We start from the raw sequence: 26,152 nt of genomic DNA on the forward strand, positions 1-26,152 counted from the left end.
GACCGCGCCACCGGTGGGGGTGCCCACTGCCGGTGGGGTTCAGCTCAGCGCGGCCACTGCTGGCGCTGCCAATAACAGTACTGCCAGCGCGTCTCGAAACCCGCGCGGCGGTACAGCGCCAGCGCCGGCTGGTTCTGCGCATCGACCTGCAGGAACACGCGCTCGACACCGCGCGACAGTGCCGCCTGCGCCAGACCGGCGAGCACGCGCCCGGCCAGGCCACGCCCGCGCTGCGACTGTTCGGTGCGCATGCCGTGCACGCTGGCCCAGCCGTGGCCGAAGGCCATGGCGCCGGCCGCCACGGTCGCGCCGTTCTCGCGCACGCTGGCAAAGAGCGAGCCTGTGGCGCGCGACAGCGAACGCACGCGGTGCACGCCATCGACCGGGTCGAAGCCTTCACCGAGGAACAGCGCGGCCCAGTCCGGATCGGGCGTCGCGTCGACATCGGCCAGCCGGACGTCCGCCCCGACGAGGTCGCGCATGCGCCGCGCCGAGCCGGTCTGCACGCAGGTCGGGTTGTCGGCCATGTAGTGCCGGCGCGCGAGTTCGGCGCGCAGCGTGTCGAAACATGCGGCGTCGGCCAGTCGCAGCGCGGGCGCGACCTGGCGGCTGTCGCAGCGGTCTTCGATGCGGTCGAGCGTGGCGGGCTCGACCGGGTCGCGGTGCAGCGGCACGGCCGAGCGGGCGCGCTTGACGGTGCCGCGGTCGAAAGGCAGCAGCCAGCCGTCGAGTTCTTCGCAAGCTTCGGGCGCCACCGCCGCGACGGTGGCGCGTTCGATGGCTTCGATGTCGTGCGGGGCCATGCTCATTGCACGGCTTCCGGCGGTGCGTATTTGGCGGCGGCCACGCTCTTGAGCAGCGCCTCGCGCTGGTTGCGGCTGATGCCGCGCACGCTCTCGGCCACCCACTTGGTGCGGTCGGGATCGATCGCGCCATCGCGGCGCCATTGTTCGAGCACGGCCTGCGGCTTGTGCAGCATGGCCGCAAGCCAGACGGCCTGCGCCGGTTCGAGCGTGCGCGCGCTGCGCTTGAAGTAACGCCGCGCCGCGGCCTCGCCGCCGCAGAGGTTGCCGCCCCACGGGGCGTTGTCGAGGTACAGCTGCAGGATGCGGGCCTTGCCCAGCGTCTGCTCCATCTCGACCGCGTAGAGCAGCTCGCGCAGCTTGCGCTCGGCCGTGCGGTCGCTGCCGGTGACCAGCAGCTTGGCCAGCTGCTGCGTGAGTGTGCTGCCGCCGCGCCGGGTCTGGCCGGGCTTCTGGTTGTGGTCGATCGAGGCGAGGATTTCGGTCAGGTCGTAGCCGGCGTGGCTGAAGAAGCGCTGGTCTTCCGCCGCGATGACGGCGCGCGCCAGCCAGCTGTCGTTGGCCAGCTTGCCCGACGGGCCGCAGCTGGTGCGCGCGCCCAGCATGGCCTCGGTGCCCAGCCCCTCGACGGTGAACTGGCTGATGGCCGGCTGCACCGCGAAGGTGGCGTCGGGCAGCAGCAGCTGCGCCTGCAGCGCCAGCGTGCCGCCGATGCGGGCGCGCTGCAGCTCGGGCAGCGCCGGCACGAGCACGGCGTACCAGCGGGCGATGGGCGCGTCTTGCACGCGGACGTCGAGCTGCAGGTTCTTCGGCGCGAGGCGGCCGGTCCAGGTGCCCTGCAGCAGCGCGTTGCCGTTGGCCGCCTCGGGCGTGGCCTCGAAGGTGCCGGCCAGCGTGTTGCCGTCGCGCCGCACGGTGGCCACCAGCCGCTCGACCTTGATCGGCTGCGTGCCGAGCGCGGGCACGTCGGCGCTGCACGGCGCGCAGCGCATCTGCTGCTGGCCGGTTGTCTCGTCCCAGGTGAAATGCACGGTACCGAAGCGGGTGTCGAGCGCATGGCCGTTCAGTCGCGGCGCGAACCACGACGAGGTGGCCAGGCGCACCGCGGTCGGCACGCCGACCTCGAAGTCGAGCGGGCCGGCCTTGACCGTGGTGCGCCACTCGCCCGCCGCCGGCGCGAGGGCGATTTTTACTATCAGAAAGATAGCTGCTGCCGCAGACAGCACCAGGGCCAGCAGCCCGTAAATCACGAATCTCAGGGTCTTCTTCACAAACACGTTCTCATCACATCGGTCTTGCCACGGTGACAGCTTGCCATGGACCGTGCGACTGGCCGCTGGCCGCCGCCCAGTACCAAGCCGAAGTGTCGGTGAAAGCCGTGCCTTGGGCATCGACGATGCGCTCACAGACGTGGAAATTTGCCGTACCGTGCCGTTGCGCCACAAAACAGCGCCACATCCGCTCCTGCGCGTCGCGTTCCAGCCGCGCCTGCTCGATGCGGTAGCCCAGCGCGCGGTAGCAGTCGGCGGCCGGATGCAGCATGCGCGTGGGCCGGTTCACGGCGCGCATCACCAGCGTCTGGTGGCCGTCGGTCATGCGACCGATGGCGCCCGGGAAGCGATCGGCAAAGCGCTGCTCGACCTCGCTCAGCGCCAGCGGGCGCAGCGGCACGCCGTCCCACTGGCTGGGCCATTCGTGGAAACCCACGGCATCGGCTTCGGCCGTCGGCGCGCGCAGCGCCGCGGCGGCCGACCAGAGCACGCACAGCAGCATCGCCAGCGCGAAGGCGCTCTTGTGGCCCACGCGGTTGATGAAATGGTTGGCGAACCAGCGCTCAACGAACGGTATCGACACGGCGGCCTCCTTCGGCGGTGATCAGGCCCGGCGTCGGGCGTTCGAGGTCGATGTGCGGCGCAGCGCGCGCCGGCACCATGAGGCGCGCGATGGCGCCGCACACCGCGGCCAGCAGCACCAGCCCCAGCGCGTTGTGCGCCCACGGCGCGAGCGGGTGGCCGGCGCCTTCGAAGGCGATCAGCACGCTGTTGCGCACGATGTTGCCGGCCAGCACCAGCAGCCCGACGGCCGGCAGGCGGCGCAGGAACGCGCGGTCGCCGCGCCGCGCCCACAGCGCGACGGCGCAGGCCGTGAAGTAGCCCAGCCACACCATCTGCACGCCCGAGCAGGGCGCGTCGACGATCACCAGGCGGCCGTCGACCATCAGCGTCGCGCCTTCGCGCGCCACCTCGAAACCCGGCGCGAGCAGCCAGCGGCTGGCCTCGGCCGTCACCACGCGCAGCGGGTAGCCCGCATAGAACTGCAGCGACGACAGCAGCGGCAGCGCCAGCACCGACAGCCCGGCCACCGGCAGCGCCGCCACGCCGCGCGGCAGGAAGGCCAGCAGCCCGGCCGCGAGCGAGAGCACCGCCACCAGGCCCGAGGCCAGCGGCGGCAGCGCGGGCAGGCCGCCCAGCCCCGTGCGCAGCAGCGTGGCGAGCACAGTGCCGACGCCGGCCAGCGCGAGCCAGCCCAGGCGCGGCGAGGCCCGCAGCTCGCGCCGGCACTGCCAGGCGAGCGCGGCCAGGGCGACCAGCGCCACGAGCCCCAGCGGATCGTCGGAACCGTCCTGCAGGCGGCGGGCCATCCAGACCCCGATGGGCGCGAGCGCGGCGCACTGCAGCGCGAGCCAGCCGAAGGCCGGCGTGCGGTCGATGCGGATGGCCCAGTCCACGACGCGCGGATGGTGGTGGGCCAGGGTTGCCAGAGACATGGTCGTGCGTCCTGTGTTCAAGCCGTGAAGCGGCGCGGATCGTTGCGGCGCGCACGGCGGCGCAGCATGGCCAGCATCGACAACACGACGGCGATCGCGCCCAGCGTTTCCGGTTCCGGCGTGCTCGGCACCTCCGCGCCCAGTGCCAGGTCGCTCACGCCCTGCGGCATCGGCAGCGGCTGGTTCACGTCCACGCTGTTCTGCGGCGCCACGTTGCGCACCACCTTGTCCACCGCGATGAAGCTGGTGTACTGCGTGAGCAGGCTGTACTTCAGGCCCAGCTCGGTGATGCGGTCCTTGAAGGCCGCGCTGCCTTCGAGCGCTTCCTGATCGCTCAGGCTCTGGATGCGGTGGCGTGCCCACAGCGTGCGCAGCGCGGCGGTGTCCTGGCGCGTTTGCGGCGTGATGCGCACTTCCTCGCGGTACGGGCCGGTGGCGCTCTGGCCTTCGATGATCACGCGGCCCTTGGGCTCACCACGCCACTTGCCGAACACGATCACCGGGCGCTCGCCCAGCACGTCGGGCAGCGCCTGCGGCTCCACGTCGTACACGTCCAGGCCGCCGAAGGTGGCCTTCACGTTCGTGAGCACGGGCGACTCCACCATGCGGCGGAAGCGCGCGGCCTGCTCGGGCGCCTGCACCGGGTCGGTGATGATGAAAGGCTCGCCCATGCCGGCACGTGCAATGCCTTCCATGAGGCTGCGGTTCACCGACGAGCCGATGCCGAAGGCGAACACGTTGGCCTTGGAGAGGTTGTTGCGCACCAGCTCGAAGGCTTCGCGCTCGACCGTCACGTAGCCGTCGGTCACCACCACCACGCTGCGCGACACGTTCGGTGCCTTGGGTTCGGCGTACACGCGCTTGAGCGCCGGAATCAGCTCGGTGCTGCCGCTGCCGCTGTAGTTCTTGATGGTGGCGAGCGCCTGCTCGATGTTGGCGCGCGTGGCCGGCACCGACTGCGGCGACAGCATCTTGTTGCTGCCCGAGAACAGCAGCACGTTGAAGGTGTCGCTGGGGCGCAGGCCGCCGATCAGGCGTTCGAGCACGGTCTTGGCGGTGTCGAGCGGAAAGCCGTGCATCGAGCCCGAGATGTCGACCACGAAGATGTAGTCGCGCGGCGAGATGGCGCTGGCGGCCACGGCCTTGGGCGGCTCGACCATGGCGAGGAAGAAGTTCTCGGCGTTCTCTCCCTGGCCCTTGTAGAGCATGAGGCCCGACTCGATCTTTTCACCCGCCAGGCGGTAGTCGAGCACGAAGTCGCGGTTGTCGGCGGGGCGGCCGTCGGCACTGAGCGTGATGTCCGCGTGCTGGTCTTCGTCGCGCTTCTTCACGTCGATCGTGTGCGTGGCCGAGCGGATTTCCTTCAGGCCCATCGGCGTGTCGATGCTCGCCGTGAGCTTGAAGCTGGTGCTCGGTGCCACGCCGGCGCGCAACGTGGGCTGCGCCGGCCATTGGGCTTGCGCGTTCTCCGACCGCGGGCTGTTGTAGCGCGGCCCGACCACGGTCGGGAACACGAACTGGTAGTTGCCCGACTGCGGCACCAGCAGCTCGGTGTAGCGCAGCTCGACCTTCACGTCGTCGCCCGGCAGGATGTTGGCGACGTTCATCTGGAACACATTGGGCAGGTGCTGCTCGAGCAGCGCGGCGGTCTTGCCTTCCTTCTTGGCGGTGTCGTATTCGATCTTGGCCTGCTGCTTCTCGCGGATCTGCGCCGTGATCAGGCGGTCGGCCAGGCGCACGTTGAGGCCGCTCACGGCCGCCTTGGTGGAACCCGGGAACACGTACTTCGCCTCGATGGCGCGCTGGCCTTCGTTGCGGTAGGTCTGGGTGACCGTGACGTCGGCGATCACGCCCGAAATCTTGACCGCCACCTCGGTGCCCTTGAGCGGCAGGCGGTCGACCGAGGGGTCGTCGCTCTTGACGAAGAAATACGGGCTCTCGGTCTTCAGGCGCGGACCGGCGGGCGCTTCCTGCGCGTGGGCCGGGCGGGCGCCCATGGCGATGAAACCCACGGTCGCCAGGCTCACGGTGGCGAGCCAGAGCCAACGGCCGGGGCGTGGGGTGGTGGGGGTGTCCATGGCGGGTGTCCTTCTGCGTGCGAACTTGCACAGCCCTCACTGTCGTGAGCGTGCGAGAAGGCAGTTGGAAGGCGCGTTGAAGTCGCCACAACCGAATGCGCCGCTGTGTGAAGTCTGTGTGAAGTGCGCCGCGCGGCGGCTTCATACGGCCTTCGGGTCGGGCGGAGAGCATCGGCGCCTCATCACGAAAAAACCCGAAAAAGAGGGGAGAAACCCATGCTTCAACTGTTGAAGGCCCTGCAGGCCTCGGTGCTGGTCAAGGTGGCCGGCCTGTTCTTCCTGCTGTTGGTGCTGTGCATTCCGCTGGCGCGGATCGACGACCTCAACCGCGCCCGCGGCGAGAGCCAGCGGGAGGCCGCGCAGGAACTTGCCGAGTCTTACGCCGGGCCGCAAACCATGGTCGGCCCCGTGCTGCTGGTGCCGTATGTGGAGCGCTGGATCGAGCCGCTGCGCGACGCGCAGGGCAAGGTGATCGGCCAGGCCCCGCAGAGCAAGGAGATGACGCATGCCGTGTTCCCCGACAAGCTGCGCATCGAGGGCGACATGGCCACGCAGGAGCGCTACCGCGGCATCTTCCGCATTCCGTTCTACACGCTCACGGCCGCGCTCGGCGGCGGCTTCGCGGGTTTTGATCCGCGGTCCGTGCCGCACAGCGAAAGCGACTCGTCGATCGAGTTCCGCCCGCCACTGATCGCCTTTCACGTGAGCGACCTGCGCGGCCTCGACGGCTCGCCCGCGCTCACGATCGAAGGCGAAGCGCTGCGCTTTCGCCAGCGCGTGCCCGGCCTGCCCGACAACGCCACGTACGCCGACGGCATCCACGCGCCGCTCTCGGGCGCCGCGCTCGCCGCATGGCAGGCCGGCAAGCCGCTGACTTTCGACATGAAGCTCTCGCTGGTGGGCCAGGACACGCTCTCGATGGTGCCGATCGCCGAGGAAACCACCGCGCACCTGAAATCGCCGTGGGCGCACCCCAGCTTCGGCGGGCGCTTCCTCGCCACGCAGCGCAAGGTCACGCCGCAGGGCTTCGACGCGCACTGGCGCGTGTCCTCGCTCGTGACCACGGCGCGCGAACAGGTGCGCGCCGGCCTGTCGGGCGGTGAAGGCGATGCCGCGCAGAACGCCGCGGCGGCCGTCGTTCGCACGGCGTCCACGCCGCGCCATGCCTCGGGCCCGCTGCAGACCTTCGACGTGTCGCTCGCACAGCCCGTCAACGTGTATTCGATGAGCACGCGCGCCGGCAAGTACGGCGCGCTCTTCATCGGCCTGGTGCTGATGGCGGCCTTCATGTTCGAGCTGTTCCGCAAGCTGCGCCTGCACCCGGTGCAGTACGGGCTGGTGGGCCTGTCGATTGCGCTGTTCTTCCTGCTACTGCTGGCGCTGTCGGAAAAATTCGCCTTCCACTTCGCCTACGCAGGAGCGGCCGGTGCGAGCGTGGCATTGCTGGCCGTGTACTTCAGCGCGGTGCTCGGCGGCTGGCAACGCGGCCTGTCGTTCGCGGCCTTCGTGGCGCTCTTGTACGGCGCGCTCTACGGCCTGCTGGCCTCGGAAAGCAATGCGCTGCTGCTGGGCGCGCTGCTGATCTTCGGCATGCTGGCCACGCTGATGCTCGTGACGCGCAAGGTCGACTGGTATGCGCTGTCGCGCCGCAACGAAGCCGCCCCTGCGGCAGTGGACGCATGAAACTGCTGCGCGCCATGCCCGGTGTGCTCGGCTGGCTGGTGCTGGCCGTGCTGTGCGCCTGGGCCTGGCACCTGAAGGACCCGCACCTGCGCTTCCTGCGCGAGGAAGAACTGCCGCTGCTGCTCGCCGCGCTGTGCGCCAGCGGCGCGATCGCCTGGCGCAGCGCGCGCGGCGCACGCCGTGTCGTGGCGCTGGCCCTGACGGCGGGCGCGATGCTGACGGCGCTGGGCCACGAGCTGGCGTCGCGCCAGCACCGGATGGAAGTGAACGCGGCTTCGGGCCCGGTGGCGCAGGCGCTCGGCGCGCGTTTCATCGTCGGGTATGACGACGCGAACGACCTGCGCGAACTGGCCCGCCGGGGCCTGATCGGCGGCGTCTTCGTCACCGGCCGCAATGTGAAGGGCCGCAGCGCCGACACCCTGCGCGCGGAAATCGCCGGCCTGCAGGCGCTGCGACAGGCGGCCGGCCTGCCACCGCTGGTGGTGGCGACCGACCAGGAGGGCGGCGGCGTCTCGCGCCTGTCGCCGATGGTGCCGCACCAGCCGGCGCTCGCCAGCCTGCTGGACGCCGACGTGCCCGCACACGAACTGTTGCAACGTGCCCGCGCCTACGGCGCGCAGCAGGGCGGGGCGCTCGCCGCGCTGGGCATCACCCTGAACTTCAGCCCCGTGGTCGACCTGCGCCCCGGCCGCGCTCCGGGCCGCTGGGACCTGCACACCCGCATCGAGGAACGCGCCATTTCCAGCGACCCCGACATCACCGCGCAGGTGGCGCTCGCTTACGAGCAAGGCCTTGAATCGGCTGGCGTGCGCGGCACACTCAAGCACTTTCCCGGCCTCGCCGGCGTGACCGAAGACACGCACCACGTAGGTGCCGAACTGCGCACGCCCGTGGCCCGCTTGGCCACACACGACTGGAAGCCGTTTCAAGACGTGTCGAAACATTCGGATGCCGCGATCATGCTGGGCCATGTCATCCTTGGGGAACTCGACGCGGACGCGCCGGTCTCTTTCTCACGCAAAATCGTGCAGCAGGTGATTCGAGGCGAATGGGGCTTTCTGGGCCTGCTCGTCACCGACGACCTCACGATGGGCGGGGCCTACAACCGAGGTCTTTGCAATGCCACGCTGGGCGCACTCGACGCCGGGGTGGACCTGCTGCTCATCGCCTACGACCACGACAAGTATTTCGATGCCATGCACTGCGCGCTGGAAGGCGTGCGGCGCGGCGCGCTCGATCCCCGGGTGACGGAACGCCCGCGCGCGCCACGGCTCCAACCTCTTCGCTAGCCCCCTGGCCCCATCCCAATGTCCCAAGAACCTCGTTCGTCCCAACCCGCCGGTGCGCTGCGCCAGCTCCCCTGGAAACGCATCGCCGGCTGGAGCGCCATCGCGGCCGGTGCCGGCGCCGTCGCGCTGTTGGGCGCCGCCATCGTGGGGGTGGTCGCCATCTACCCGAAGCTGCCCGACATCTCGGAGCTGGCCGACTACCGGCCCAAGCTGCCACTGCGCGTGTACACCGCCGAAGGCTCGCTGATCGGCGAGTTCGGCGAAGAGCGCCGCAACCTCACGCCCTTCGCGAACATTCCGCAGGTCATGAAAGATGCCGTGCAGGCCGTGGAAGACGCGCGCTTCTACGACCACGGCGGCGTGGACTACAAGGGCTTCGCGCGCGCGGCCGTGGCCAGCTTCAAGGGCGGGCGCAAGCAGGGCGCCTCGACCATCACGATGCAGGTGGCGCGCAACGTCTACCTGAGCTCGGAGCGCACGCTGAGCCGCAAGGCGTCGGAGATCGTGCTGGCCTTTCGGCTCGAGCAGCAGCTCAGCAAGGACCAGATCCTCGAGATCTACCTGAACCAGATCTACCTGGGCAACCGCGCCTACGGTTTTGCCGCTGCCTCCGAGGCCTACTTCGGCAAGCCGCTGCAGCAGGTGACCATTGCCGAAGCAGCCATGCTCGCCGGCCTGCCGAAGGCGCCGGGCGCCAACAACCCCGTGGCCAACCCGCGCCGTGCGCGGGCGCGCCAGCTCTACGTGATCGACCGCATGCACGAAACCGGCTTCATCACCGCCGAACAGGCGGCCGAGGCCAAGAAGGAAGAACTGCACCTGCGCGACGCCGCCGATCCGAACCGGCTGCACGCCGAGTACGTCGCCGAAACCGTGCGCCAGATGATGTACGCGCAGTACGGCGACAGCATCTACACCAGCGGCATGAAGGTCTACACCTCGCTGGTGGCGGCCGACCAGGCGGCGGCGTACAAGTCGCTGCGCAAGGGCATCATGGATTACGAGCGCCGTCAGGTGTACCGCGGCCCCGAGAAGTTCGTCGACCTGCCGGCCAGCGGCCAGAAGGAAATTGACGAGGCCGTCGACGAAGCGCTGGCCGAACATCCCGACAACGGCGACGTGATCTCGGCCGTGGTGCTGGAAGCCAGCGCCAAGGAAGTGACCGTGGTGCGCGCCAACGGCGAAGCCTTCGAGATCTCGGGCGAGGGCCTGAAGCCCGCGCAGTCCGGCCTGGCCGCGAAGGCGCCGCCCAACATCAAGATCCGCCGCGGCGCCGTGATCCGCGTCGCGAAGACGCCGAAGAACACCTGGGAAATCACGCAGCTGCCCGAAGTGGAAGGCGCCTTCATCGCCATGGATCCGCGCAGCGGCGCCATCACCGCGCTGGTCGGCGGTTTCGACTTCGGCAAGAACAAGTTCAACCACGTGTCGCAGGCCTGGCGCCAGCCGGGCTCCAGCTTCAAGCCCTTCATCTATTCGGCCGCGCTCGAAAAAGGCTTCACGCCCGCCACCGTGGTGAACGACGCGCCGCTGGTCTTCGATGCCGCCGCCAACGGCGGCCAGCCCTGGGACCCGAAGAACTTCGACGGCACCTTCGAAGGCCCGATGCCGCTGCGCAATGCGCTCATGAAGTCGAAGAACCTGGTCACGCTGCGCGTGCTGCAGTCGATCGGCGCACCCTACGCGCAAGACTGGGTCACCAAGTTCGGCTTCGACAAGGACAAGCACCCGGCCAACCTGCCGATGGGCCTGGGCGCCGGCTCGGTCACGCCGATGCAGATGGCGGTGGGCTATTCGGTGTTCGCCAACGGCGGCTACCGCGTGAACCCCTACCTCGTGACCCGTGTCACCGACCTCAAGGACAAGGTGCTGATGGAAACCGAGCCTCCGGCGCTCGACGAAAGCCGCCGCGCCATTCCCGCGCGCAATGCGTTCATCATGGAATCGCTGCTGCAAAGCGTGGTCAAGGGCGGCTCCGGCTTCAAGGCCTACCAGGCGCTCAAGCGCGACGACCTGTACGGCAAGACCGGCACGACCAACGATTCTTTCGACACATGGTTCGCGGGCTTCCAGCCGACGCGCGTGGGCATCGCCTGGGTCGGCTACGACACGCCGCGCCAGCTCGGCGTGCGCGGCGAAACCGGCGGCAGCCTGAGCCTGCCGATCTGGACCGGCTACATGCAGTCGGCGCTGCGTGGCGTGCCCGTGATGTTGCCGGCCGAACCGCCCGGCGTGGTGAGCATCGACGGCGAGTGGTACTTCGACGACTTCACGCCGGGCCACAACGTGGCGAGCCTGGGCCTGGAAAGTGCCGAGCAGCCGATACAGCCGGTCGAAGTGCTGACCGGTGCGCCGGTGGGCGCACCGCCGCCACCTGAAGAACGCAACCGCATCCTCGATTTCTTCCGCTAGCCAGCGGCGAAATCACCCAAAGACGCGGGGGACGCGCGGTGCCTACACTCGGTGCCGCGGCCCCCGCGATTTTTTTTGTCTTTTCTCTTCTCTCCCCTTTTCTCGCATCCATGGAAATCCTCACCCTGGTGGCACTCATTGCCGCCGGCTTCTACCTCCTGAAGTCCAAGGAACAGCGTCAGCGCATCGGGCTGCTCGGTCGCCATCTGGGCCGCTACCAGATCGAAAAGCTGATGGAGAGCCTGACCCAGGGCTACCTGCGCTGCCTCGGCGAAGACGACGCCGAGCGTCGCCTGCAGATCTGGCACCTGCTCGACGCCACCGAGGAAAAGCTCGCCGCCCAGTTCGAAACCTTCGCCGCCGAGCTGGCACGCGAACCCGAAGCCGACACGCGCGTGAGCCGCCTGCCGGTGGCCTTGCCGTTCGCCACCACGCTGTTCCCGTCTGCGAGTTTCGACCTGCGCGAAGCGCTGCGGATTCACGCGCGCGGCATCGCGGGCGTGGCGAAGAACGCCGCAGGCCGTTCGCCGAAATCGAAGGCCTTCACGATGTCGGCCGAGCTGTTCCTGATGCAGCACACCTGCCACTGGTTCTGCAAATCAAAGGCCGTGGCCTCGGCGCGCATGCTGGCGCGGCACCAGACCTCGTACGAGCAATTGCTCGAAGCCGTGAGCCCGGAGACGCGCGAGGCGTATCGCGCGCTGGTCGGTCAGTGATGCGTTGACAACAACGGCAGCGTGAGCGTCGCCACGGCGCCGCCGCGCGTGGCGTTGCCCAGGTCGATGCGGCCCCGGTGCAGCGTCGCGATCTCCTTCACGAACGCCAGCCCCAGCCCCGTGCTTTTCTTCTGACTGTGCGGCCGGGCGAGCGAATAGAACTTCTGGAAGACCTTGTCCTGCGCGTAGTCCGGAATGCCCGGGCCGTGGTCGCGCACATTGATGCGCGCGAGGCGCGAAGTGGTTTCCAGCGTCAGCAGCACCTCGCTGTCGGGCGGTGAAAAGTCGAGCGCGTTGTCGAGCAGATTGCTGATCGCGCGGCGCAGCAGAAACGGATCGCCTTCGACGCCCGCGGGCTCGCGGATGTTCACGATCAGCTGGATGCCGCGCCGGCCCGCAGCGGGTTGCGCGCTGGCGGCAATGTCTTCGATGAGTGGACCCAGCGCCACCGGTTCGGTGCGGTCGAGGGTGCGCCGCGTTTCGAGCGCGGTGAGCTCCATCATGCGGTCGACGATTTCCTGGATGCGCTGGGTTTCGCGTTCGATGTTTTTCAGGAAACGCTCGCGCTGGTCGTGCGGCATCTGCGGTTCCTGCAGCAGCTCGGCCGCGCCGCGAATGGCCGACAGCGGGCTCTTCACTTCGTGCGTGAAGGTCTGCACGTAGTCGGCCACGTAGTTGCGCCCGGTGAGCGCATCGCGCATTTCGCCGAAGCCGGTGCGCACCGCATCGACCGCGCGCCGCGCCATGCGCGACAGGCTCAGGCTGCGCTGCGCGCGCACCCAGGTCCAGTAGTCGCGGATCAGGCCGAAGGGCCGCACGAGCCACACCGAGACGATCACGGTGAGCAGCAGCAGCGCCAGCGCCGAACCGACGCCGACCCAGATGGTGCGCACGCGTGCGTCTTCGACGAACTGGCCGAAGCTCTGCACCGGCTTGCCGACGCTGACGACGCCGACGATCTCGTCGTTCCAGCGGATCGGTGCGCCGACGTACATCACGGAGGTGCGCGGGTCGCCGTCGACGTCGCGCGAGGTGCGCGCGCCGTACAGGCCGCCGAGCGTGCGCTTCACGTCGCTCCACTGCGAATAGTCGTTGCCCAGGTGGCGGCCGAGCGAATCGAACATCACGCGGCCGGTGCGGTCGGTGACGTACACGCGCAGCTCGACCCGGCTCTTGTGCAGGTTGTAGATCTGGGCCGAGAACTCGCGCGTGTAGACGCTGCGAAACAGCGGCTCCAGCCGCGCCGTGTTGATCGCGCCGGCAATCACGTCCTGCTCGACGAGGCTGGCCATGAGCTGCGAGGTTTCGACCAGTGATTCTTCGGCCGACTCGCGGTAGCGCGGGTCGATGTCGGAGACGACGCGGTACAGCAGGAAGGCGATGCCCGCCGTGTAGATCAGCAGGATGCCGATGAAGATCCGCGTGCGCCGCGTCATGCCCTGCTGGCAGGCAGATCTTCGTGCAGCGCGTAGCCGGTGCCGCGCAGGGTGCGGATCGGCTCGACCTCGGGCGCGATGGTCTTGAGCTTGGCGCGCAGCGTCTTGATGTGCGCGTCGACCGTGCGGTCGAAGCTGTCGCTGGCGTCGTCCCAGACGAGCTGGAGCAGTTCGTCGCGCGTGAACACGCGCCCCGGGCGCTGGACCATGAGTTTCAGCAGGCCGTATTCGTAGCGCGAGAGTTCCAGCAGCCGTCCGTAGTAGCGGATTTGCATGCGCTCGCTGTCGAGCGAAAAGGGCGTTGCGGGGGTCTGTGGCGCCGCTGGAAGCGGCGCCGGCGCGTTTTGATGGGGTACCCCATGAATCGGCGCTGCGGCGGCTGGCGGGCTTCCTGCGCCGTTTCTGGCACTGCGCCGCAGGATGGTTCGGACCCGGGCGACCAGCTCCCGCGGGGAGAACGGCTTGGCAATGTAGTCGTCTGCACCGAGTTCGAGGCCCACCACGCGGTCTATTTCGTCGCTGCGGGCCGTCAAAAACACCATCGGTACCTCCGGGCCACCCATCGACTGATTCAGCGCCTGGAGGCGTTTGAAGAGCTCGAAGCCGTTCAGGTCGGGCAATCCGATGTCGAGGATGGCGAGCGCAGGGCGTTCCTGCGCGAACTGCGCGATGGCTTCTTCGGCCGTGGCGCACCAGACCGGCTGGAAGCCGTCGCTGCTCAAAACGTACTGGAGCGTGTCGGCGATGCCCGATTCGTCTTCGGCAATCAGGATCCGGGGTTTGAAGCTCATCCAGCGATGTTAGCGAGGCCCAAGGACGACCCGTGCCCGGTTTTTCGCCCGAGGCGCCGGAGACCGGCGCGGCCTTTCGCGGCTTTTTTTTTCGGGCGCGGCTTTTCCTCTTCCTGTCTTCTTATTCTTCTTATTCAAATTAGTAGTAGTAGATAAGGGTCGCACCCTTCTGTGGAAAGGTCACTTTTTCCTTGACGTGACAACGACTTGTCATGCCCGCGTCACTGTGCGCACCCGCGCTTCCGTGGTGTACCCGGAACTTGGACAACATGGGGTAACCCGCCGGCCCTGTGGATAACCGATGGCTTGTGCCAGAACTCTCCCCAGAGTTGTCCTTTGACAGCCTTCCGCAATTCTGCGAAAGGCGGTTTTCGGGTCGAGAAATTAAGTGCCTGTTAATTGAGCAGGTTGTAGATTTCCTTTGCAAATCAATAACTTGCAACGCCCCTACAGAGCAGTGCCGGGGTTATCCACAGAGTTGCCCCAGTTTTGTGGGGAGAACGCGTGGAGGAACCTTCGGGCGCGGCCCGGACCCAATCGGCTCCTTCACATGACGAAAAATCTCGAACATGACACCTTCTGAAACAAAAGCGATCGTCACTTTGAGCCTGCTGGCGGCCTTCGTCGACGGCGAAAAGCACGAACGCGAGCGCGCCGAGATCAAGCGCATTGCCGAGGGCCTGTCGCAGGCCGACGGCGTGAACCTGCCGACGATCTACCAGGACGTGCTCATGAAGCGGGTGTCGCTGGCATCGGTGGCCGGCGAGCTGAAAAGCGCCGAGTCGCGGCAGCTGGCGTACGAGATGGCGGTGTGCATGTGCGACGCCGACGGCGTGCAGTCGGAGCCCGAGCGGCTCTTCCTGATGGACGTGCGCAGCTCGCTCGGCCTGGACGCCTCGGCGGCGCAGTTCTCGCAGCGGGCGGAAGACATTGCCGCCGCGGTGCCGGCGGCTGTGGCGGTAACGGCTGCAACGGCAGCAACGACCGCAGCCCCTGCGCCGCCGCAGGCGCCCGACAGCACCGAGCTGGACCGCGCGATCCTCAACGCCGCCATCCTCAACGGCGCGCTCGAGCTGCTGCCCGAGACGCTGTCGACCATGGCGATCATTCCGCTGCAGATGAAGCTGGTCTACCGCATCGGGCAGGCGCACGGCTACCAGCTGGACACCGGCCACATCAAGGATTTCCTGGCCACCGTGGGCGTGGGCCTGACCTCGCAGTACCTGGAGCAGGCCGGGCGCAAGCTGCTCGGCGGCTTGCTGGGCAAGGTCGGCGGCGGTCTGCTGGGCGGTCTCGGCAAGCAGGCCGTGAGCTCGGGCATGAGCTTCGCGTCGACCTATGCGCTCGGCCATGTGGCCAAGCGCTACTACGCGGGCGGGCGCACGCTGTCCACGCAGATGCTGAAGGACGCGTTCTCCAACGTGGTGAAGGAAGGACAGGGCCTGCAGACGCAGTACCTGCCGGCGATCCAGGAACGGGCGCGTACTTTGGACACGAGCCAGGTGCTGTCGCTCGTTAAAAACGCCTGACTTTTTCCAGGGATACCGTGGAACCGGCTTTGCCGGGCCACCGGCATCGCCCCCGGCGAGGGGGTTGGCGCAGCGACACGAAGTGCGCGAAGCCTGGGGGAGTGCCTAGCGCTAGACCTGGCTCAGGTCGTCCAGGATCGGGCAGTCGGGCCGCGCATCGCCATGGCAGCAATGCACGAGGTGTGCGAGCGTGCTGCGCATCGACTGCATGTCGGCGATGCGCTGTTCGAGTTCACCGAGGTGCTTTTCGGCGATGCGCTTCACGCTCGAACTGGCGCGGCGGCGGTTGTGCCACAGGCCGACCAGTTCGGCGATTTCCTCCATCGAAAAACCCAGATCGCGCGAGCGCTTGATGAAGCGCAGCGTGTGGATGTCGGCGTCGTTGTACTGCCGGTAGCCGCTCTCGGTGCGCGCCACCGCGGGCAGCAGGCCCAGACCTTCGTAGTGGCGCACCATGCGCGCAGACACGCCCGACAGCCGCGCGGCCTCGCCGATGGCCACCTGGCGGCCAGGGGCCGTGGTCGCCGCCATCATTGAACGGCGTAGCCGGCGTTCTCGATCGCGGCCACGATGTCCTGGCGCGGCTGCTGGCTCAACACGTCCACATGACCGGTTTCGAGATCGACCGTGACCTGTGCATGCGGATCGACCGTCTGTACCGCATCTTGGACCGCGTTCACGCAATGGCCGCAGCTCATGCCGGAGACCTGGAATTTCTGGCTCATCGTCGTTGCTCCTTGTGGGGAATGGATGATTGAATGAAGGGTGGAAGGATTGAACCCCCGAATCGGGGACGACGCCAGTTTCAACCCTCTCACGATGTCAATGTCCAGCCAAGGGCTTTCACAGACCCGCGCTTGACCTTGCCATGGTGTCAGGCTTTAGCCTCGGGACCATGGAACACATTCAGCCCCAACCCTCCTCGGCCGCCGCCACGCTGGACCTCTCGGTCGGCGGCATGACCTGTGCCTCGTGCGTGATGCGTGTGGAGCGCGCACTCAAGAACGTGCCCGGCGTGCAGGACGTGAGCGTCAACCTCGCGACCGAGTCGGCCCGCATCGTGGCCACCGGCGGCGAGGACATGGCCCTGCTGCTGCGCCGTGCCGTGCGTGCCGCCGGCTACGAGCCGCGCGCCGAAAGCACCGCACAAGACGAGGCCGCGGCGATGTCGCCCTGGCACGGCTTCATGCCGGTGGCCGTCGGCCTGGCGCTGTCGATCCCGCTGATGGCGCCGATGCTCGGCGACCTCGTCGGCCAGAGCTGGATGCTGCCACCCTGGGTGCAGCTGCTGCTCGCGACGCCGGTGCAGTTCTGGCTCGGCGCGCGTTTCTACCGCGCGGGCTGGCATGCGGCCAAGGCCCGCACCGGCAACATGGACCTGCTGGTGGCGCTGGGCACCAGCGCAGCCTTCGGCCTGTCGCTGTGGTTGTGGTGGCGCGCTGCCACCGGCGAGCATGCGGGGCACGGCATGGTGCCGCACCTGTATTTCGAAGCCTCGGCGGTGGTGATCACGCTGGTCCTGCTGGGCAAGTGGCTCGAGGCGCGCGCCAAGCGCCAGGCCACCTCGGCGATCCGCGCGCTGCAGCAACTGCGGCCCGAAGTGGCGCACCTGATCAATGCACGCGGCAAGGAAAGCGACGTGCCGCTGGCCGACGTGATGGTCGGCGACCGGCTCGCCGTGCGCCCCGGCGAACGCGTGCCGGCCGATGCGCGCGTGCTCGAAGGGCAGTCCGAGGTCGATGAATCGATGCTCACGGGCGAACCGCTGCCCGTGGCCAAGAACCCCGGCGACGCATTGACCGGCGGCGCGGTGAACGGCGACGGCCGCATGGTCATCGAGGTGCGCGCGGTCGGCGCCGAGAGCGTGCTGGCGCGCATCATCCGGCTGGTCGAAGACGCGCAGGCCGCCAAGGCGCCGATCCAGCGCATGGTCGACCAGGTGGCGGCGGTGTTCGTGCCGGTGGTGCTGGTGATCGCACTCGTCACGTTCGCGGGCTGGATGGTCGCGGGTGCCGGCGTCGAAACGGCGCTGATCCATGCGGTGGCGGTGCTGGTGATCGCCTGTCCGTGTGCGCTGGGTCTTGCGACGCCGGTGGCGGTGATGGCGGGCACCGGCGTGGCTGCGAAGCACGGCATCCTCATCAAGGACGCACGCGCTTTGGAAATTGCACATCGCGTCGACACCGTGGCCTTCGATAAGACCGGCACGCTGACCGTGGGCCGCCCCGTGCTCACGGCGCTGCTGCCCGCGGCCGGTGCGCTGGCCAACGAGAACGACCTGCTCGCCACGGCCGCCAGCTTGCAAGGCGGCAGCGAGCATCCGCTCGCACGCGCTGTGTTGACGGCTGCTGCCGAACGCGGCCTGCAGGCGCCGCCGCTCGGTGCGATGCAGGCGATGCCGGGACGCGGCGTGCGCGGCGAAGTGAACGGCGCGACCTGGGCCATCGCGAGCCTGCGCTGGTGCCGCGAACTCGATGCGATGCCGGCTGAAGCCGACATCGAACGCTTGCAGTCGCAAGGCGCGACGGTCTCCGCACTGCTGCGCTTCGACGACGCCGGTTCCGCGCATGTGCAGGCATTGCTCGCCTTCGCCGACGAGCCGAAGCCGCAAGCTGCCGAAGCGATCCGCACGCTGCGTGCGCGCGGCCTTCGCGTGGTGATGATCTCGGGCGACAACCTGCGCGCAGCGCAGGCGATGGCGGCGCGGCTCGGCATTCCGGACGAAGATGTGCGCGCCGACGTGCTGCCGGCCGACAAGGCCGAGCAGGTGAGCGCGCTGCGCAAGAACGGCCACGTGGTGGCGATGGTCGGTGACGGTGCCAACGATGCGCCCGCACTGGCCGCGGCCGACGTGGGCATCGCGATGGCACCTTCAGGCGGCGGCACCGACGTGGCGATGGAAGCGGCCGGCATCACGCTGATGCGCGGCGACCTCGCCCTCGTGGCCGAAGCGCTCGAGCTCTCGGGCCGCACGGTGGCGAAGATCCGGCAGAACCTGTTCTGGGCCTTTGCCTACAACGTGGCCGGCATTCCGCTCGCGGCCTTCGGCTTGCTGAGCCCGGTGGTGGCCGGTGCGGCGATGGCGCTGTCGAGCGTGAGCGTGATGGCCAATGCGCTGTTGCTGCGGCGCTGGAAGCCGAAGCACCAGCAGCAACAACAGCACTGACCGCGACAGCGGATCAGTCGAACAGCAGCGCCATCAGGTGCTCGTCGATGAAGTCCGCGTCATTGGCCCGGCGGTAGAACTGGCGCAGCGTGCCTTCCTGCACGAAGCCCAGCCGGGCATAGAAACGAAGGGCCGTGGCGTTGTCGCTCTCGGCCATCAGCTCGACGCGGCGAACGCCTTCGGCCTTCAGCCGCGCGAGCACGTCGGTCACCATGGTCCGCGCGATGCCGCGGCCATGCAGAGTCGGATCGACCGCGAGCGTGCCCAGGCTCGCCACATGCTGTGCGCGGCCCGGGTAGCGTGTGACGCGGTAGAAGCCGGCGACCTGGCCATCGACCTCGAAGATGAAGAAGCCGCGGCTGTCGAGCAGCTCCTGGAAGATCGCGCGAAAGTCGTCGCGCGGCATCGGGTCGTAGCCCAGGTAGGGCACGACTTTCTCATGCATGTAGAGATCGAAGACGGTGTCGAAATCTGAAGCAGCGGCGGGGCGGTGCATGGTGCGTGGGTCTCCTGTCTTCCCTTTTGTTCTTCTCTGTGATCTGGCGGGGTGAATGCGCGGGAGCATAGCAAGGCGTGGCTATAGTCGTCGGCGCTCTGTCGCCTTCTTCTTCTCTCTCTCTCTCTCTCTCTCTCTTCTCCCGGACGTTTTTGCCATGCCGCGCATCTGCCTCAACATGATCGTCAAGAACGAAGCGCCTGTGATTGCGCGCTGCCTGGCTTCGGTGAAGCCATGGATCGACCACTGGGTGATCGTCGACACCGGCTCGACCGATGGCACGCAAGACCTGGTCCGCGAGTTCATGAGCGACCTGCCCGGCGAGTTGCACGAACGGCCTTGGGTCGACTTCGCGTCCAACCGCAACGAGGCGCTCGAGCTGGCGCGCGCGCACGGCGATCTGCTGCTGTTCATCGATGCCGACGAAACACTGGTGGTGCCCGAAGGCTTCGCCTGGCCGCCGATGGAGGGCGATGGCTACCAGCTGCAGTGCGACAGCGATGGCTTGCATTTTTTCCGCAACACGCTGGTCGCGACGCATCTGCCGTGGCGTTGGGAAGGCGTGCTGCATGAGCACCTGAGCTGCGACGCACCGCACACGTGGGCGCACCTGATGGCGCCTTCGATCGAGGTCTCGCGCGACGGCGCGCGTGCGCGCAGCGTCGACACCTGCCTGCGCGACATCGAGGTGCTGGAACGTGCGTTGCACGACGAACCCGATCACACGCGCTACCGCTTCTACTTGGCGCAGAGCTGCCGCGATGCGGGCCTGCTTGCTGAAGGCCGCGCGCACTACACGACGCGCGCAACCATGGGTGGATGGGACGAAGAGGTGTGGTTCTCGCTGTTCCAGGTGGCAGCGCTCGACGAGCGGCTCGGCGCCGATGCTGCGCAGGTGCGCGAGGGTTATCTCAAGGCGTACCAGATGCGACCGACGCGCGCGGAGCCGTTGTGCGCGCTGGCACGTTTCCATCGGCTGCGCGACGAGTTGGCGCTCGCGCATCTCTACGCGCAACAAGCGGCGGCCATCGCCTGTCCGTCGGATGCGCTGTATGTCGATGCGGCCGTGTACGCGTGGCGTGCGCTCGACGAACTCGTGGTGAGCGCCTATTACGCGAACGCTCCCGACCAAGGTCGGGAAGCGCTGCGGCGCCTGCTCGCGGAACAGAAGTTTCCCGATTCGGAGCAGGCGCGCATCGAAGGCAACCGAACGTCGTACGGGCTCTGACGAGAGTCAACGATCGGCCAGGCGCCGGCTCGCCACGATCACCGCGTTGGTGCCGCCGAAGGCGAAGGAATTCGACAGCACATGGCGCAGCCCCCGCGCCTCACGTGCGGTGCCGCGCACGAAATCCACGTTGTTGAACGCGGCATCCGGCGTCTGCAGATGGGCGATGGGCGGCAGAGCCTCGCGGGCCAATGCGCGCAACGCCGCCACGAGTTCGATGGCGCCACCGCCGCCGAGCACATGGCCGTGGATCGCCTTGGTCGCGCTGACCGGTGCGGCGTCGCCGAACAGTTCACCGATCGACGCAGCTTCGGCGGCGTCGCCCGCTGTGGTCGCCGTGCCGTGGGCGTTGATGTGGCCGATGTCTGACGGCGTGAGCCCGGCATCGCGCAGCGCCGCACGCATGGCGCGGACTTGGCCGGCCGGATCGGGATTCGTGATGTGCGTGCCGTCGCAATTGCTCGCGTAGCCACTGAGCACGAAGGGCTGCGCGCCGGCGCCGCGCGCCCGCGCATGGGCTTCCGACTCGAGCACCAGCGCCGCGGCACCTTCGCCGATGGCGAAGCCCGCGCGGTCGGCCGAGAACGGACGGCACGCGGACGCAGGCGCATCCACCGGCGGCGGCGCCATCACGCGCATCGCGTACCAGCTGGCCATCACACCGGGCGTGAGCATGGCGTCGTGGCCGCCGACGATGGCGATGTCGATCCAGCCGCCGCGGATGGCGCGCATGGCTTCGCCGATGGCCACCGCGGACGAGGCACAGGCGCAGGCATAGGCCAACGCCGCACCGCGTGCGCCGAAGTGCAGCGCCAGTTCGGCGACGGCCGCGTTGGGCATCACGGTGAGCACGGTGGTGGGGCGCATGCGGCGCTGTTCGCCGTAGAGCGCGCGCGTGGTGGCGTCGAAGGTGCCGGCGCCGGCCAGGCCGCTGCCCCAGAAGACGCCGAGGCGGTCGCGGTCGATGGTGTCGAGGTCGAGCCCGGCATCGGCCGCGGCATCCTGTGCGGCGGCCAATGCCATCGCGGTGCCGCGGTCCAGCGGCAAGCGCGAGGCGCTGCGCACGCCGCTGGCGTCGAAGTCGCAGGTGGCGGCGGCGATCGCCATCGGGTCCATGCCCGGGATCTCGAGCGTCTGTGCGCGCACCGCGGAACGGCCGGCGAACAGCGCATCGTCGAGGGCTTCGATGCTGCGTCCGAGCGGCGTGACGAAGCCGATGCCGCTCACGTGCACGGGGGCGGCGGCGGTGTGCGCGGTCGAAGCCGCCGCGAGCACGGCGTGGGCGGCGCCGCTGCTCATGCCGCTGCTGCCAGGGGTTCGGTGTGTGCAGCGACTGCTTCACCTTCGGCATCGATCACTTCGCACAGCCGTTGCAGCGTGATGCCCGCTTCGCGCGGGTCGAGCCGGTCTTCGGGAATGCGCAGGTGGAAGGCGTCTTCCACCGCGAAGACGAACTCCATGAGCGCGAGCGAATCGAGACCGAGGTCCGACAGCGCAGTGGTGGGCGAGATGTTCGCGCGTTCCACACGGAAGTCGGTCTCGAGGATGGTGGCGATGCTGTTGAAGGTGGGAGAGGAAGACATGAGGAGGTTCCTTTCTTTCAGGCGTGAAGAGCAGAAAGTCCGCGGACGCGGAACACGGGTTCGGGCACCGGGCCGTGGGCCACGGTCTCGGCGAAGGCGAGGGTTTCGCGCACCACCTGCTGGCGGTCGTTGTCGATGCTGATCATGTGGTAGCTGTTGTTCAACACCACGGTGCGCAGCGAGGCGCAGCGCAGCCCGCGCACGAGCAGGTCGAGGTTCGACAGGCTGGCCACCTCGTCCTCGCGTGCATGCAGCGCCAGCACCTGGTCGCACTGCACGTCGTTCAGGCGCTGCCGCACGTGGCGGATCAGCCGGTCGTGCTCGCGCAGGTGGCCCACGCCGATCACCGCGCTGCCAGCGCGCGAGACCTGGCGATGGCGCAGTTCACGCTCGATCCAGGTGCGCACGCGCTCGTTCTTCACGCCGTAGGGCGGGCGCTCGCGGTACTGCCAGAAGCGGCCCAGCGGCGTGTAGAAAGCCAGCGGCAGCAGAAAGCGCGTGCGTGGCACGGCCCAGCCGTCGAAGCGCAGCGTGGTCGACATGAGTACCAATGCATCCACCTCGCGCCCGCAACGGATCGCGCCGCCCAGCGCCAGCGAGGCGCCGGCCGAGATGCCGACCAGCATCACGCGGTCGTGCGTGCGCCGCAGCGTTTTCACGTGCGCTTCGAGGGTGTCGAGCCAGCGTTCGAAAGGCACGGCCTGCTGCAGCGGCGCAGCGGCGTCGAACGAGTAGCCCGCGATGCACAGCGGCTGCACCGCATACCCGTGGCGCTGCAAGGTCGATTGCACGGTCAGCAACTCGTCAGGCGTGCTGCATAAACCATGGAGCAGAACCACCGCGGTGCGCTGCACGGCGGGGGACACCAGGCTCAAGGGATCGGAGGGATCGCGTGCACTCATCGGGAGGTGTGTCGTATGCTCATGTCGCGTTTATCGCGGTGAGCGACTGACCGGCCGCTGACGCGTCCATTGCCAGGGCAGACCCACAAATCCACCCACCATTCATTCACTCACCATGCGAATCCTGCTTGTGGAAGATGACACCGTGCTGCGCGACGTGATGCTGCGCAGCCTCGCCGACGCCGGTCACCGGGTCGACGTGTCGACCAACGTTGAAGACGCCGACCACCTGTGGCGCGTGCAGCCCTTCGATGCCGTGCTGCTCGACCTCAACCTGCCCGCCACCGCCAGCCCCACCAGCGGTCTCGCGAGCGGCCTCACTGCGCTGCGACAGGCGCGTGCGCGCGGCGATCGCACGCCGGTGCTGGTGCTCACGGCACGAGGGCGCACCGAAGAGCGCATCGCCGGTCTCGACGCGGGCGCCGACGACTACCTGGGCAAGCCCTTCGATCTCGCCGAGGTGGAAGCGCGGCTGCGCGCGCTGGTGCGGCGCGCCAAGGGCACGGAAGACATCGTGGTGCTCGGCCAGCTCAAGCTCGACCGCAAGGCGCGGCGCTTCGCTGTTGCCAACGCACCGCTCGATCTGCCGGCGCGCGAATTCGAGGTGCTGTGGGAACTCATGAGCCCGCCGGGCCGCACGGTGAGCAAGCGGGCGCTGTCGGACAAGCTCTCGGGCTTCGACGAATCGCTGGGTGACAACGCGCTCGAGGCGTTCATTTCGCGCCTGCGCAAGAAGCTGCTCGGTTCGGGTGCAAGCATCCGCACGTTGCGCGGCATCGGCTACCTGCTTGAGGCCGAGGAGTGAGAAGCCACCCGTGAGCGAGGAAGTTCTACCCGTCACGCGTGTGGCACCTTCGCTCACGCGGCGCGTTCTGCGCAACGTGCTGGTGCCACTGGCGCTCACCTGGATGGCGGGCGCGGTGATCGCGCTGGTCATCGCCAACTACTTTTCGGAACAGGCCTTCGACCGCGGCATGCTCGACGATGCTTATGCGCTGTCGGCCAACGTGCAGGCCGGCGAGCGCGGCATCGAGCTGATGCTGACGCCGCGCGAGGTGGCGACCGTGCTGTTCGACCAGACCGACAAGGTCTACTTCTCGGTGCAGCGGCTTGACGGCACGCCGATCTCGGGCAATTCCGACCTGAAGGCGCCACTGCCGGGCGAAGGCTCGCGTTATCGTTTTTCCGACATCGACTACGACGGCCAGGTGCTGCGCGCCGTGGTGCTCGACCACGACGCCGAGCCCGGCCTGCACGTGCCCTACCGCGTGATCGTGGCGCAGACCACGCTGAGCCGCGCGGCGCTCGTGCAGCGGCTGCTCTTCTATGCCATGGCACCGCAGGTGCTGCTGCTCGCGCTGTTGGCCGTGTGGCTCTGGCATGGCATCCGGCGCGACCTGCGGCCGCTCGGCGAATTGCAGCGCGCACTCGACATCCGCGATGTGCGCGACCTCTCGCCCGTGACCGTGGCGCAGACCTCGAAAGAACTGCAGCGCCTGGGCGATGCCGTCAACGCGCTGTTCGACCGGCTGCGCTACAGCGTGCGCGCGCAGCGCGAGTTCGTCGGCAACGTGGCCCATGAACTGCGCACACCGCTGGCCGGCATCCGTGCACTGGCCGAGTACGGGCTCGCGCAGCACGACACCGGCGTGTGGCGCGAACAGCTGGCGCGCGTGTCGGAACGGCAGGCGCGCGCGAGCCATCTGATCGACCAGCTGCTCGCCCTGGCGCTGGCCGACGAGGCACGCTCCGACCTGCAACGCACGCCCGTGCAACTCGACATGCTGGCCGAGCAGACCGTGCTGCGGCACCTTGCGCGCGCCGATGCACGCGGCGTCGACCTGGGCGCGCGCGGCCTCGACGAGGGCGGCGTGACGGTGCTTGCGAACGAAGCGCTGGTGGAGGGCATCCTCGACAACCTGATCGACAACGCGCTGCGCTACGGCGGGCGCACGATCACCGTCGAGCTCGCAGGTCGCACGCTGAGCGTGATCGACGACGGGCCCGGCATTCCGATCGAGGCGCAGCGCGACCTGATGCAACGCTGGGCCCAAGGGCCCGCGGGCCAGAAGCTGGGGCAGGGCGCGGGCCTGGGGCTGTCGATCGTGGCACGCTATGCCGAGCTGCTGGGGGCCGAGCTGCGACTCGAAGCCGCCGAGCCGACCGGCCTGCGCGTGAGCGTGACCTTCGGCGACGACGCCTGAGAGTTCACGCGGCCGTCAGTGGCTTGCGCAGATAGACCCGCGTGCGGCCGTCGAGCGATTCGCGCCGGTACGCGACGTAGCCGATGCGCTGGTAGAGCGCGAGGTTCTCGGTCATCTTCTCGTTGGTGAACAGGTAGATCGACGCGTGGCCCTGGCGCAATGCTTCGCGCTCGGCCAGTTCGAGCAATGCGCGGCCCGCGCCGCTGCCCTGGTGATCGGGGTGCACCGCGATCACGTCGATGAGAAAGCCTTCGTCGGTGACATCGAGCAGCAATGCCGCGCCGATCTGTTGCTCCGGCCGCTCGGCCACCCAGACCTGCAGGTGCGCGATGGCCTCGACGTAGTCGCGCGTCATTGGCCGCGGCGTGAGTCCCAGGCGTGGGATGTAGGTGCGGAAGGCCTCGACGGCGCACGCGGTGACGGCTGTCACGTCGTCGGCGGTCGCGCGGCGCAGGGTCCAGGGCGCTGCGTCGGTGCTCACGCGTCGAACTCGACTTCGCCCTCGATCTCCACCGGGATGCCGAAGGGCAACTCGGCCATGCCCACGGCGCTGCGCGCATGGGCGCCGACTTCGGGGCCGAAGAGTTCGAGGATCAGGTCAGAAAACCCATTGATGACCGTTGGCTGCTGCTGAAAGCCAGGCGCCGAAGCGACCATGCCGAACACGCGCGTCCATGCGGTGATGCGGTCCAGGTCTCCGAGCGCGCGCTGCAGGCTGCCGAGCATCGCAAGCCCGGTAAGGCGCGCGGCGGTGTAGCCCTGCTCGACGGTCAGCTCGGCCCCGAGCTTGCCGAGCGGTTTGGCGATGCTGCCATCGGCATTCAACGGGCCATGGCCCGAAATGATGGCGCGCCGGCCGATAAGGCGGACGAACTGGAAGGGGAGGAGGACGCCGGGAGGTGGTGTGACGGGGGGAGGAAGGACGAGGCTCAGGGCGTGGAGGCGTTCGGCAATGCGCGTCATGGTCAGGATGCGTGCGGTAAATAACCAAGGGTACGTGCCGCGTGCTGCGAAGGCAATTCGTTCGGCGTACGGCTCGCAGTGGGGAACAGGCTGCCGCTGGTGCGGC

Annotated in this window: 24 protein-coding genes; 9 read left to right on the top strand and 15 right to left on the bottom strand. The window is 68.4% G+C overall.

The features are described 5' to 3' along the window. Positions 1-44 precede the first annotated feature (44 nt). The 5 genes from CLU95_RS15060 to CLU95_RS15080 are packed head-to-tail and all read right to left on the bottom strand — an operon-like array spanning position 45 to position 5,648. Positions 45-803, bottom strand: a complete 759-nt coding sequence (locus CLU95_RS15060; protein WP_099797317.1) for a GNAT family N-acetyltransferase — start codon at positions 801-803, stop codon at positions 45-47. Positions 804-805: 2 nt separating this feature from the next. Beyond that, positions 806-2,053, bottom strand: coding sequence for a biosynthetic peptidoglycan transglycosylase (locus CLU95_RS15065; RefSeq protein WP_257214635.1), 1,248 nt, complete (start codon positions 2,051-2,053; stop codon positions 806-808). Positions 2,054-2,087: 34 nt separating this feature from the next. After that, positions 2,088-2,657 (bottom strand): hypothetical protein, encoded by a 570-nt coding sequence (locus CLU95_RS15070; protein ID WP_099794256.1) that lies wholly within the window; start codon positions 2,655-2,657, stop codon positions 2,088-2,090. Next, on the bottom strand, positions 2,638-3,570 hold the full coding sequence (gene xrtQ, locus CLU95_RS15075) for an exosortase Q (RefSeq protein WP_099794257.1): 933 nt from the start codon (positions 3,568-3,570) through the stop codon (positions 2,638-2,640). The genes CLU95_RS15070 and xrtQ overlap by 20 nt, the downstream gene beginning before the upstream one ends. Positions 3,571-3,587: 17 nt before the next feature. Beyond that, entirely contained in the window at positions 3,588-5,648 is a 2,061-nt protein-coding gene (locus CLU95_RS15080) for a VIT and vWA domain-containing protein (RefSeq protein ID WP_099794258.1), read from the bottom strand. Positions 5,649-5,864: 216 nt separating this feature from the next. Between CLU95_RS15080 and creD the strand changes: the two genes are divergently transcribed. The 4 genes from creD (at position 5,865) to CLU95_RS15100 (ending at position 11,748) form a co-directional block, all read left to right on the top strand. Continuing rightward, the gene (gene creD, locus CLU95_RS15085) at positions 5,865-7,331 is read left to right on the top strand and encodes a cell envelope integrity protein CreD (RefSeq protein WP_099794259.1); all 1,467 of its coding nucleotides are present in this window, start codon (positions 5,865-5,867) and stop codon (positions 7,329-7,331) included. Then, complete coding sequence (locus CLU95_RS15090) at positions 7,328-8,620, top strand: glycoside hydrolase family 3 N-terminal domain-containing protein (protein ID WP_099794260.1); 1,293 nt, start codon at positions 7,328-7,330, stop codon at positions 8,618-8,620. The genes creD and CLU95_RS15090 overlap by 4 nt, the downstream gene beginning before the upstream one ends. 18 nt (positions 8,621-8,638) lie before the next feature. Further along, the gene (locus CLU95_RS15095) at positions 8,639-11,032 is read left to right on the top strand and encodes a penicillin-binding protein 1A (RefSeq protein WP_099794261.1); all 2,394 of its coding nucleotides are present in this window, start codon (positions 8,639-8,641) and stop codon (positions 11,030-11,032) included. A 110-nt stretch (positions 11,033-11,142) separates the two neighbouring features. Then, on the top strand, positions 11,143-11,748 hold the full coding sequence (locus tag CLU95_RS15100) for a hypothetical protein (RefSeq protein ID WP_099794262.1): 606 nt from the start codon (positions 11,143-11,145) through the stop codon (positions 11,746-11,748). Here CLU95_RS15100 and creC read toward each other — a convergent pair. Continuing rightward, positions 11,742-13,184 carry a two-component system sensor histidine kinase CreC gene (gene creC, locus CLU95_RS15105; protein ID WP_099794263.1) on the bottom strand — a complete coding sequence of 481 codons (1,443 nt, stop codon included), beginning with the start codon at positions 13,182-13,184 and terminating at the stop codon, positions 11,742-11,744. The two genes, CLU95_RS15100 and creC, sit on opposite strands and share 7 nt — an antisense overlap. Further along, positions 13,181-13,975 carry a two-component system response regulator CreB gene (creB, locus tag CLU95_RS15110; protein ID WP_099794264.1) on the bottom strand — a complete coding sequence of 265 codons (795 nt, stop codon included), beginning with the start codon at positions 13,973-13,975 and terminating at the stop codon, positions 13,181-13,183. Before creB ends, creC begins: the two co-directional genes overlap by 4 nt. Positions 13,976-14,544: 569 nt before the next feature. On the opposite strand from creB, the gene CLU95_RS15115 reads away from it, so the two are divergent. Next, positions 14,545-15,504: a YcjF family protein gene (locus CLU95_RS15115; protein ID WP_099794265.1), complete on the top strand. Its 960-nt coding sequence runs from the start codon at positions 14,545-14,547 to the stop codon at positions 15,502-15,504. Positions 15,505-15,615: 111 nt separating this feature from the next. Here CLU95_RS15115 and cueR read toward each other — a convergent pair whose 3' ends face one another. After that, the gene (cueR, locus tag CLU95_RS15125) at positions 15,616-16,035 is read right to left on the bottom strand and encodes a Cu(I)-responsive transcriptional regulator (protein WP_099797319.1); all 420 of its coding nucleotides are present in this window, start codon (positions 16,033-16,035) and stop codon (positions 15,616-15,618) included. Beyond that, positions 16,035-16,229 (bottom strand): heavy-metal-associated domain-containing protein, encoded by a 195-nt coding sequence (locus CLU95_RS15130; RefSeq protein WP_099794267.1) that lies wholly within the window; start codon positions 16,227-16,229, stop codon positions 16,035-16,037. The genes cueR and CLU95_RS15130 overlap by 1 nt, the downstream gene beginning before the upstream one ends. Before the next feature lie 170 nt (positions 16,230-16,399). Between CLU95_RS15130 and CLU95_RS15135 the strand changes: the two genes are divergently transcribed. Next, a complete protein-coding gene (locus CLU95_RS15135; protein WP_099794268.1) occupies positions 16,400-18,670 on the top strand; it encodes a heavy metal translocating P-type ATPase in 2,271 nt (756 codons plus the stop codon). Positions 18,671-18,683: 13 nt separating this feature from the next. Here CLU95_RS15135 and CLU95_RS15140 read toward each other — a convergent pair whose 3' ends face one another. After that, entirely contained in the window at positions 18,684-19,235 is a 552-nt protein-coding gene (locus CLU95_RS15140; protein ID WP_099794269.1) for a GNAT family N-acetyltransferase, read from the bottom strand. Between the two features lie 88 nt (positions 19,236-19,323). Here CLU95_RS15140 and CLU95_RS15145 point away from each other — a divergent pair, with 88 nt between their 5' ends. Continuing rightward, entirely contained in the window at positions 19,324-20,394 is a 1,071-nt protein-coding gene (locus tag CLU95_RS15145; protein ID WP_099794270.1) for a tetratricopeptide repeat-containing glycosyltransferase, read from the top strand. Between the two features lie 6 nt (positions 20,395-20,400). Here CLU95_RS15145 and CLU95_RS15150 read toward each other — a convergent pair whose 3' ends face one another. From CLU95_RS15150 to CLU95_RS15160, 3 genes are read right to left on the bottom strand one after another with little or no spacing between them, the layout of a single operon-like run. Continuing rightward, complete coding sequence (locus CLU95_RS15150; RefSeq protein WP_099794271.1) at positions 20,401-21,693, bottom strand: beta-ketoacyl-[acyl-carrier-protein] synthase family protein; 1,293 nt, start codon at positions 21,691-21,693, stop codon at positions 20,401-20,403. After that, positions 21,690-21,977, bottom strand: a complete 288-nt coding sequence (locus CLU95_RS15155) for a phosphopantetheine-binding protein (RefSeq protein ID WP_099794272.1) — start codon at positions 21,975-21,977, stop codon at positions 21,690-21,692. Before CLU95_RS15155 ends, CLU95_RS15150 begins: the two co-directional genes overlap by 4 nt. A 17-nt stretch (positions 21,978-21,994) precedes the next feature. Beyond that, positions 21,995-22,879: an alpha/beta hydrolase gene (locus tag CLU95_RS15160; RefSeq protein WP_099794273.1), complete on the bottom strand. Its 885-nt coding sequence runs from the start codon at positions 22,877-22,879 to the stop codon at positions 21,995-21,997. Positions 22,880-22,994: 115 nt separating this feature from the next. Here CLU95_RS15160 and CLU95_RS15165 point away from each other — a divergent pair, with 115 nt between their 5' ends. Beyond that, positions 22,995-23,684, top strand: coding sequence for a response regulator transcription factor (locus CLU95_RS15165; RefSeq protein WP_099794274.1), 690 nt, complete (start codon positions 22,995-22,997; stop codon positions 23,682-23,684). Between the two features lie 10 nt (positions 23,685-23,694). Next, positions 23,695-25,083, top strand: coding sequence for a sensor histidine kinase (locus tag CLU95_RS15170; protein ID WP_099794275.1), 1,389 nt, complete (start codon positions 23,695-23,697; stop codon positions 25,081-25,083). Between the two features lie 4 nt (positions 25,084-25,087). Here CLU95_RS15170 and CLU95_RS15175 read toward each other — a convergent pair whose 3' ends face one another. Further along, positions 25,088-25,564, bottom strand: a complete 477-nt coding sequence (locus tag CLU95_RS15175; protein ID WP_099794276.1) for a GNAT family N-acetyltransferase — start codon at positions 25,562-25,564, stop codon at positions 25,088-25,090. Further along, the gene (locus tag CLU95_RS15180) at positions 25,561-26,046 is read right to left on the bottom strand and encodes a RidA family protein (protein ID WP_099794277.1); all 486 of its coding nucleotides are present in this window, start codon (positions 26,044-26,046) and stop codon (positions 25,561-25,563) included. Before CLU95_RS15180 ends, CLU95_RS15175 begins: the two co-directional genes overlap by 4 nt. Between the last annotated feature and the right edge of the window lie 106 nt (positions 26,047-26,152).

It is taken from the genome of Variovorax sp. 54 (assembly GCF_002754375.1).
In the GTDB taxonomy this organism is placed as follows: domain Bacteria; phylum Pseudomonadota; class Gammaproteobacteria; order Burkholderiales; family Burkholderiaceae_C; genus Variovorax.

Coding starts and splice junctions, on each gene's coding strand:
- CLU95_RS15060 (WP_099797317.1), bottom strand. CDS start 803: ATGGCCCCGCACGACATCGAAGCCATCGAACGCGCCACCGTCGCGGCG.
- xrtQ (WP_099794257.1), bottom strand. CDS start 3,570: ATGTCTCTGGCAACCCTGGCCCACCACCATCCGCGCGTCGTGGACTGG.
- CLU95_RS15080 (WP_099794258.1), bottom strand. CDS start 5,648: ATGGACACCCCCACCACCCCACGCCCCGGCCGTTGGCTCTGGCTCGCC.
- creD (WP_099794259.1), top strand. CDS start 5,865: ATGCTTCAACTGTTGAAGGCCCTGCAGGCCTCGGTGCTGGTCAAGGTG.
- CLU95_RS15090 (WP_099794260.1), top strand. CDS start 7,328: ATGAAACTGCTGCGCGCCATGCCCGGTGTGCTCGGCTGGCTGGTGCTG.
- CLU95_RS15095 (WP_099794261.1), top strand. CDS start 8,639: ATGTCCCAAGAACCTCGTTCGTCCCAACCCGCCGGTGCGCTGCGCCAG.
- CLU95_RS15100 (WP_099794262.1), top strand. CDS start 11,143: ATGGAAATCCTCACCCTGGTGGCACTCATTGCCGCCGGCTTCTACCTC.
- creC (WP_099794263.1), bottom strand. CDS start 13,184: ATGACGCGGCGCACGCGGATCTTCATCGGCATCCTGCTGATCTACACG.
- creB (WP_099794264.1), bottom strand. CDS start 13,975: ATGAGCTTCAAACCCCGGATCCTGATTGCCGAAGACGAATCGGGCATC.
- CLU95_RS15115 (WP_099794265.1), top strand. CDS start 14,545: ATGACACCTTCTGAAACAAAAGCGATCGTCACTTTGAGCCTGCTGGCG.
- cueR (WP_099797319.1), bottom strand. CDS start 16,035: ATGGCGGCGACCACGGCCCCTGGCCGCCAGGTGGCCATCGGCGAGGCC.
- CLU95_RS15130 (WP_099794267.1), bottom strand. CDS start 16,229: ATGAGCCAGAAATTCCAGGTCTCCGGCATGAGCTGCGGCCATTGCGTG.
- CLU95_RS15135 (WP_099794268.1), top strand. CDS start 16,400: ATGGAACACATTCAGCCCCAACCCTCCTCGGCCGCCGCCACGCTGGAC.
- CLU95_RS15140 (WP_099794269.1), bottom strand. CDS start 19,235: ATGCTCCCGCGCATTCACCCCGCCAGATCACAGAGAAGAACAAAAGGG.
- CLU95_RS15145 (WP_099794270.1), top strand. CDS start 19,324: ATGCCGCGCATCTGCCTCAACATGATCGTCAAGAACGAAGCGCCTGTG.
- CLU95_RS15150 (WP_099794271.1), bottom strand. CDS start 21,693: ATGAGCAGCGGCGCCGCCCACGCCGTGCTCGCGGCGGCTTCGACCGCG.
- CLU95_RS15155 (WP_099794272.1), bottom strand. CDS start 21,977: ATGTCTTCCTCTCCCACCTTCAACAGCATCGCCACCATCCTCGAGACC.
- CLU95_RS15160 (WP_099794273.1), bottom strand. CDS start 22,879: ATGAGTGCACGCGATCCCTCCGATCCCTTGAGCCTGGTGTCCCCCGCC.
- CLU95_RS15165 (WP_099794274.1), top strand. CDS start 22,995: ATGCGAATCCTGCTTGTGGAAGATGACACCGTGCTGCGCGACGTGATG.
- CLU95_RS15180 (WP_099794277.1), bottom strand. CDS start 26,046: ATGACGCGCATTGCCGAACGCCTCCACGCCCTGAGCCTCGTCCTTCCT.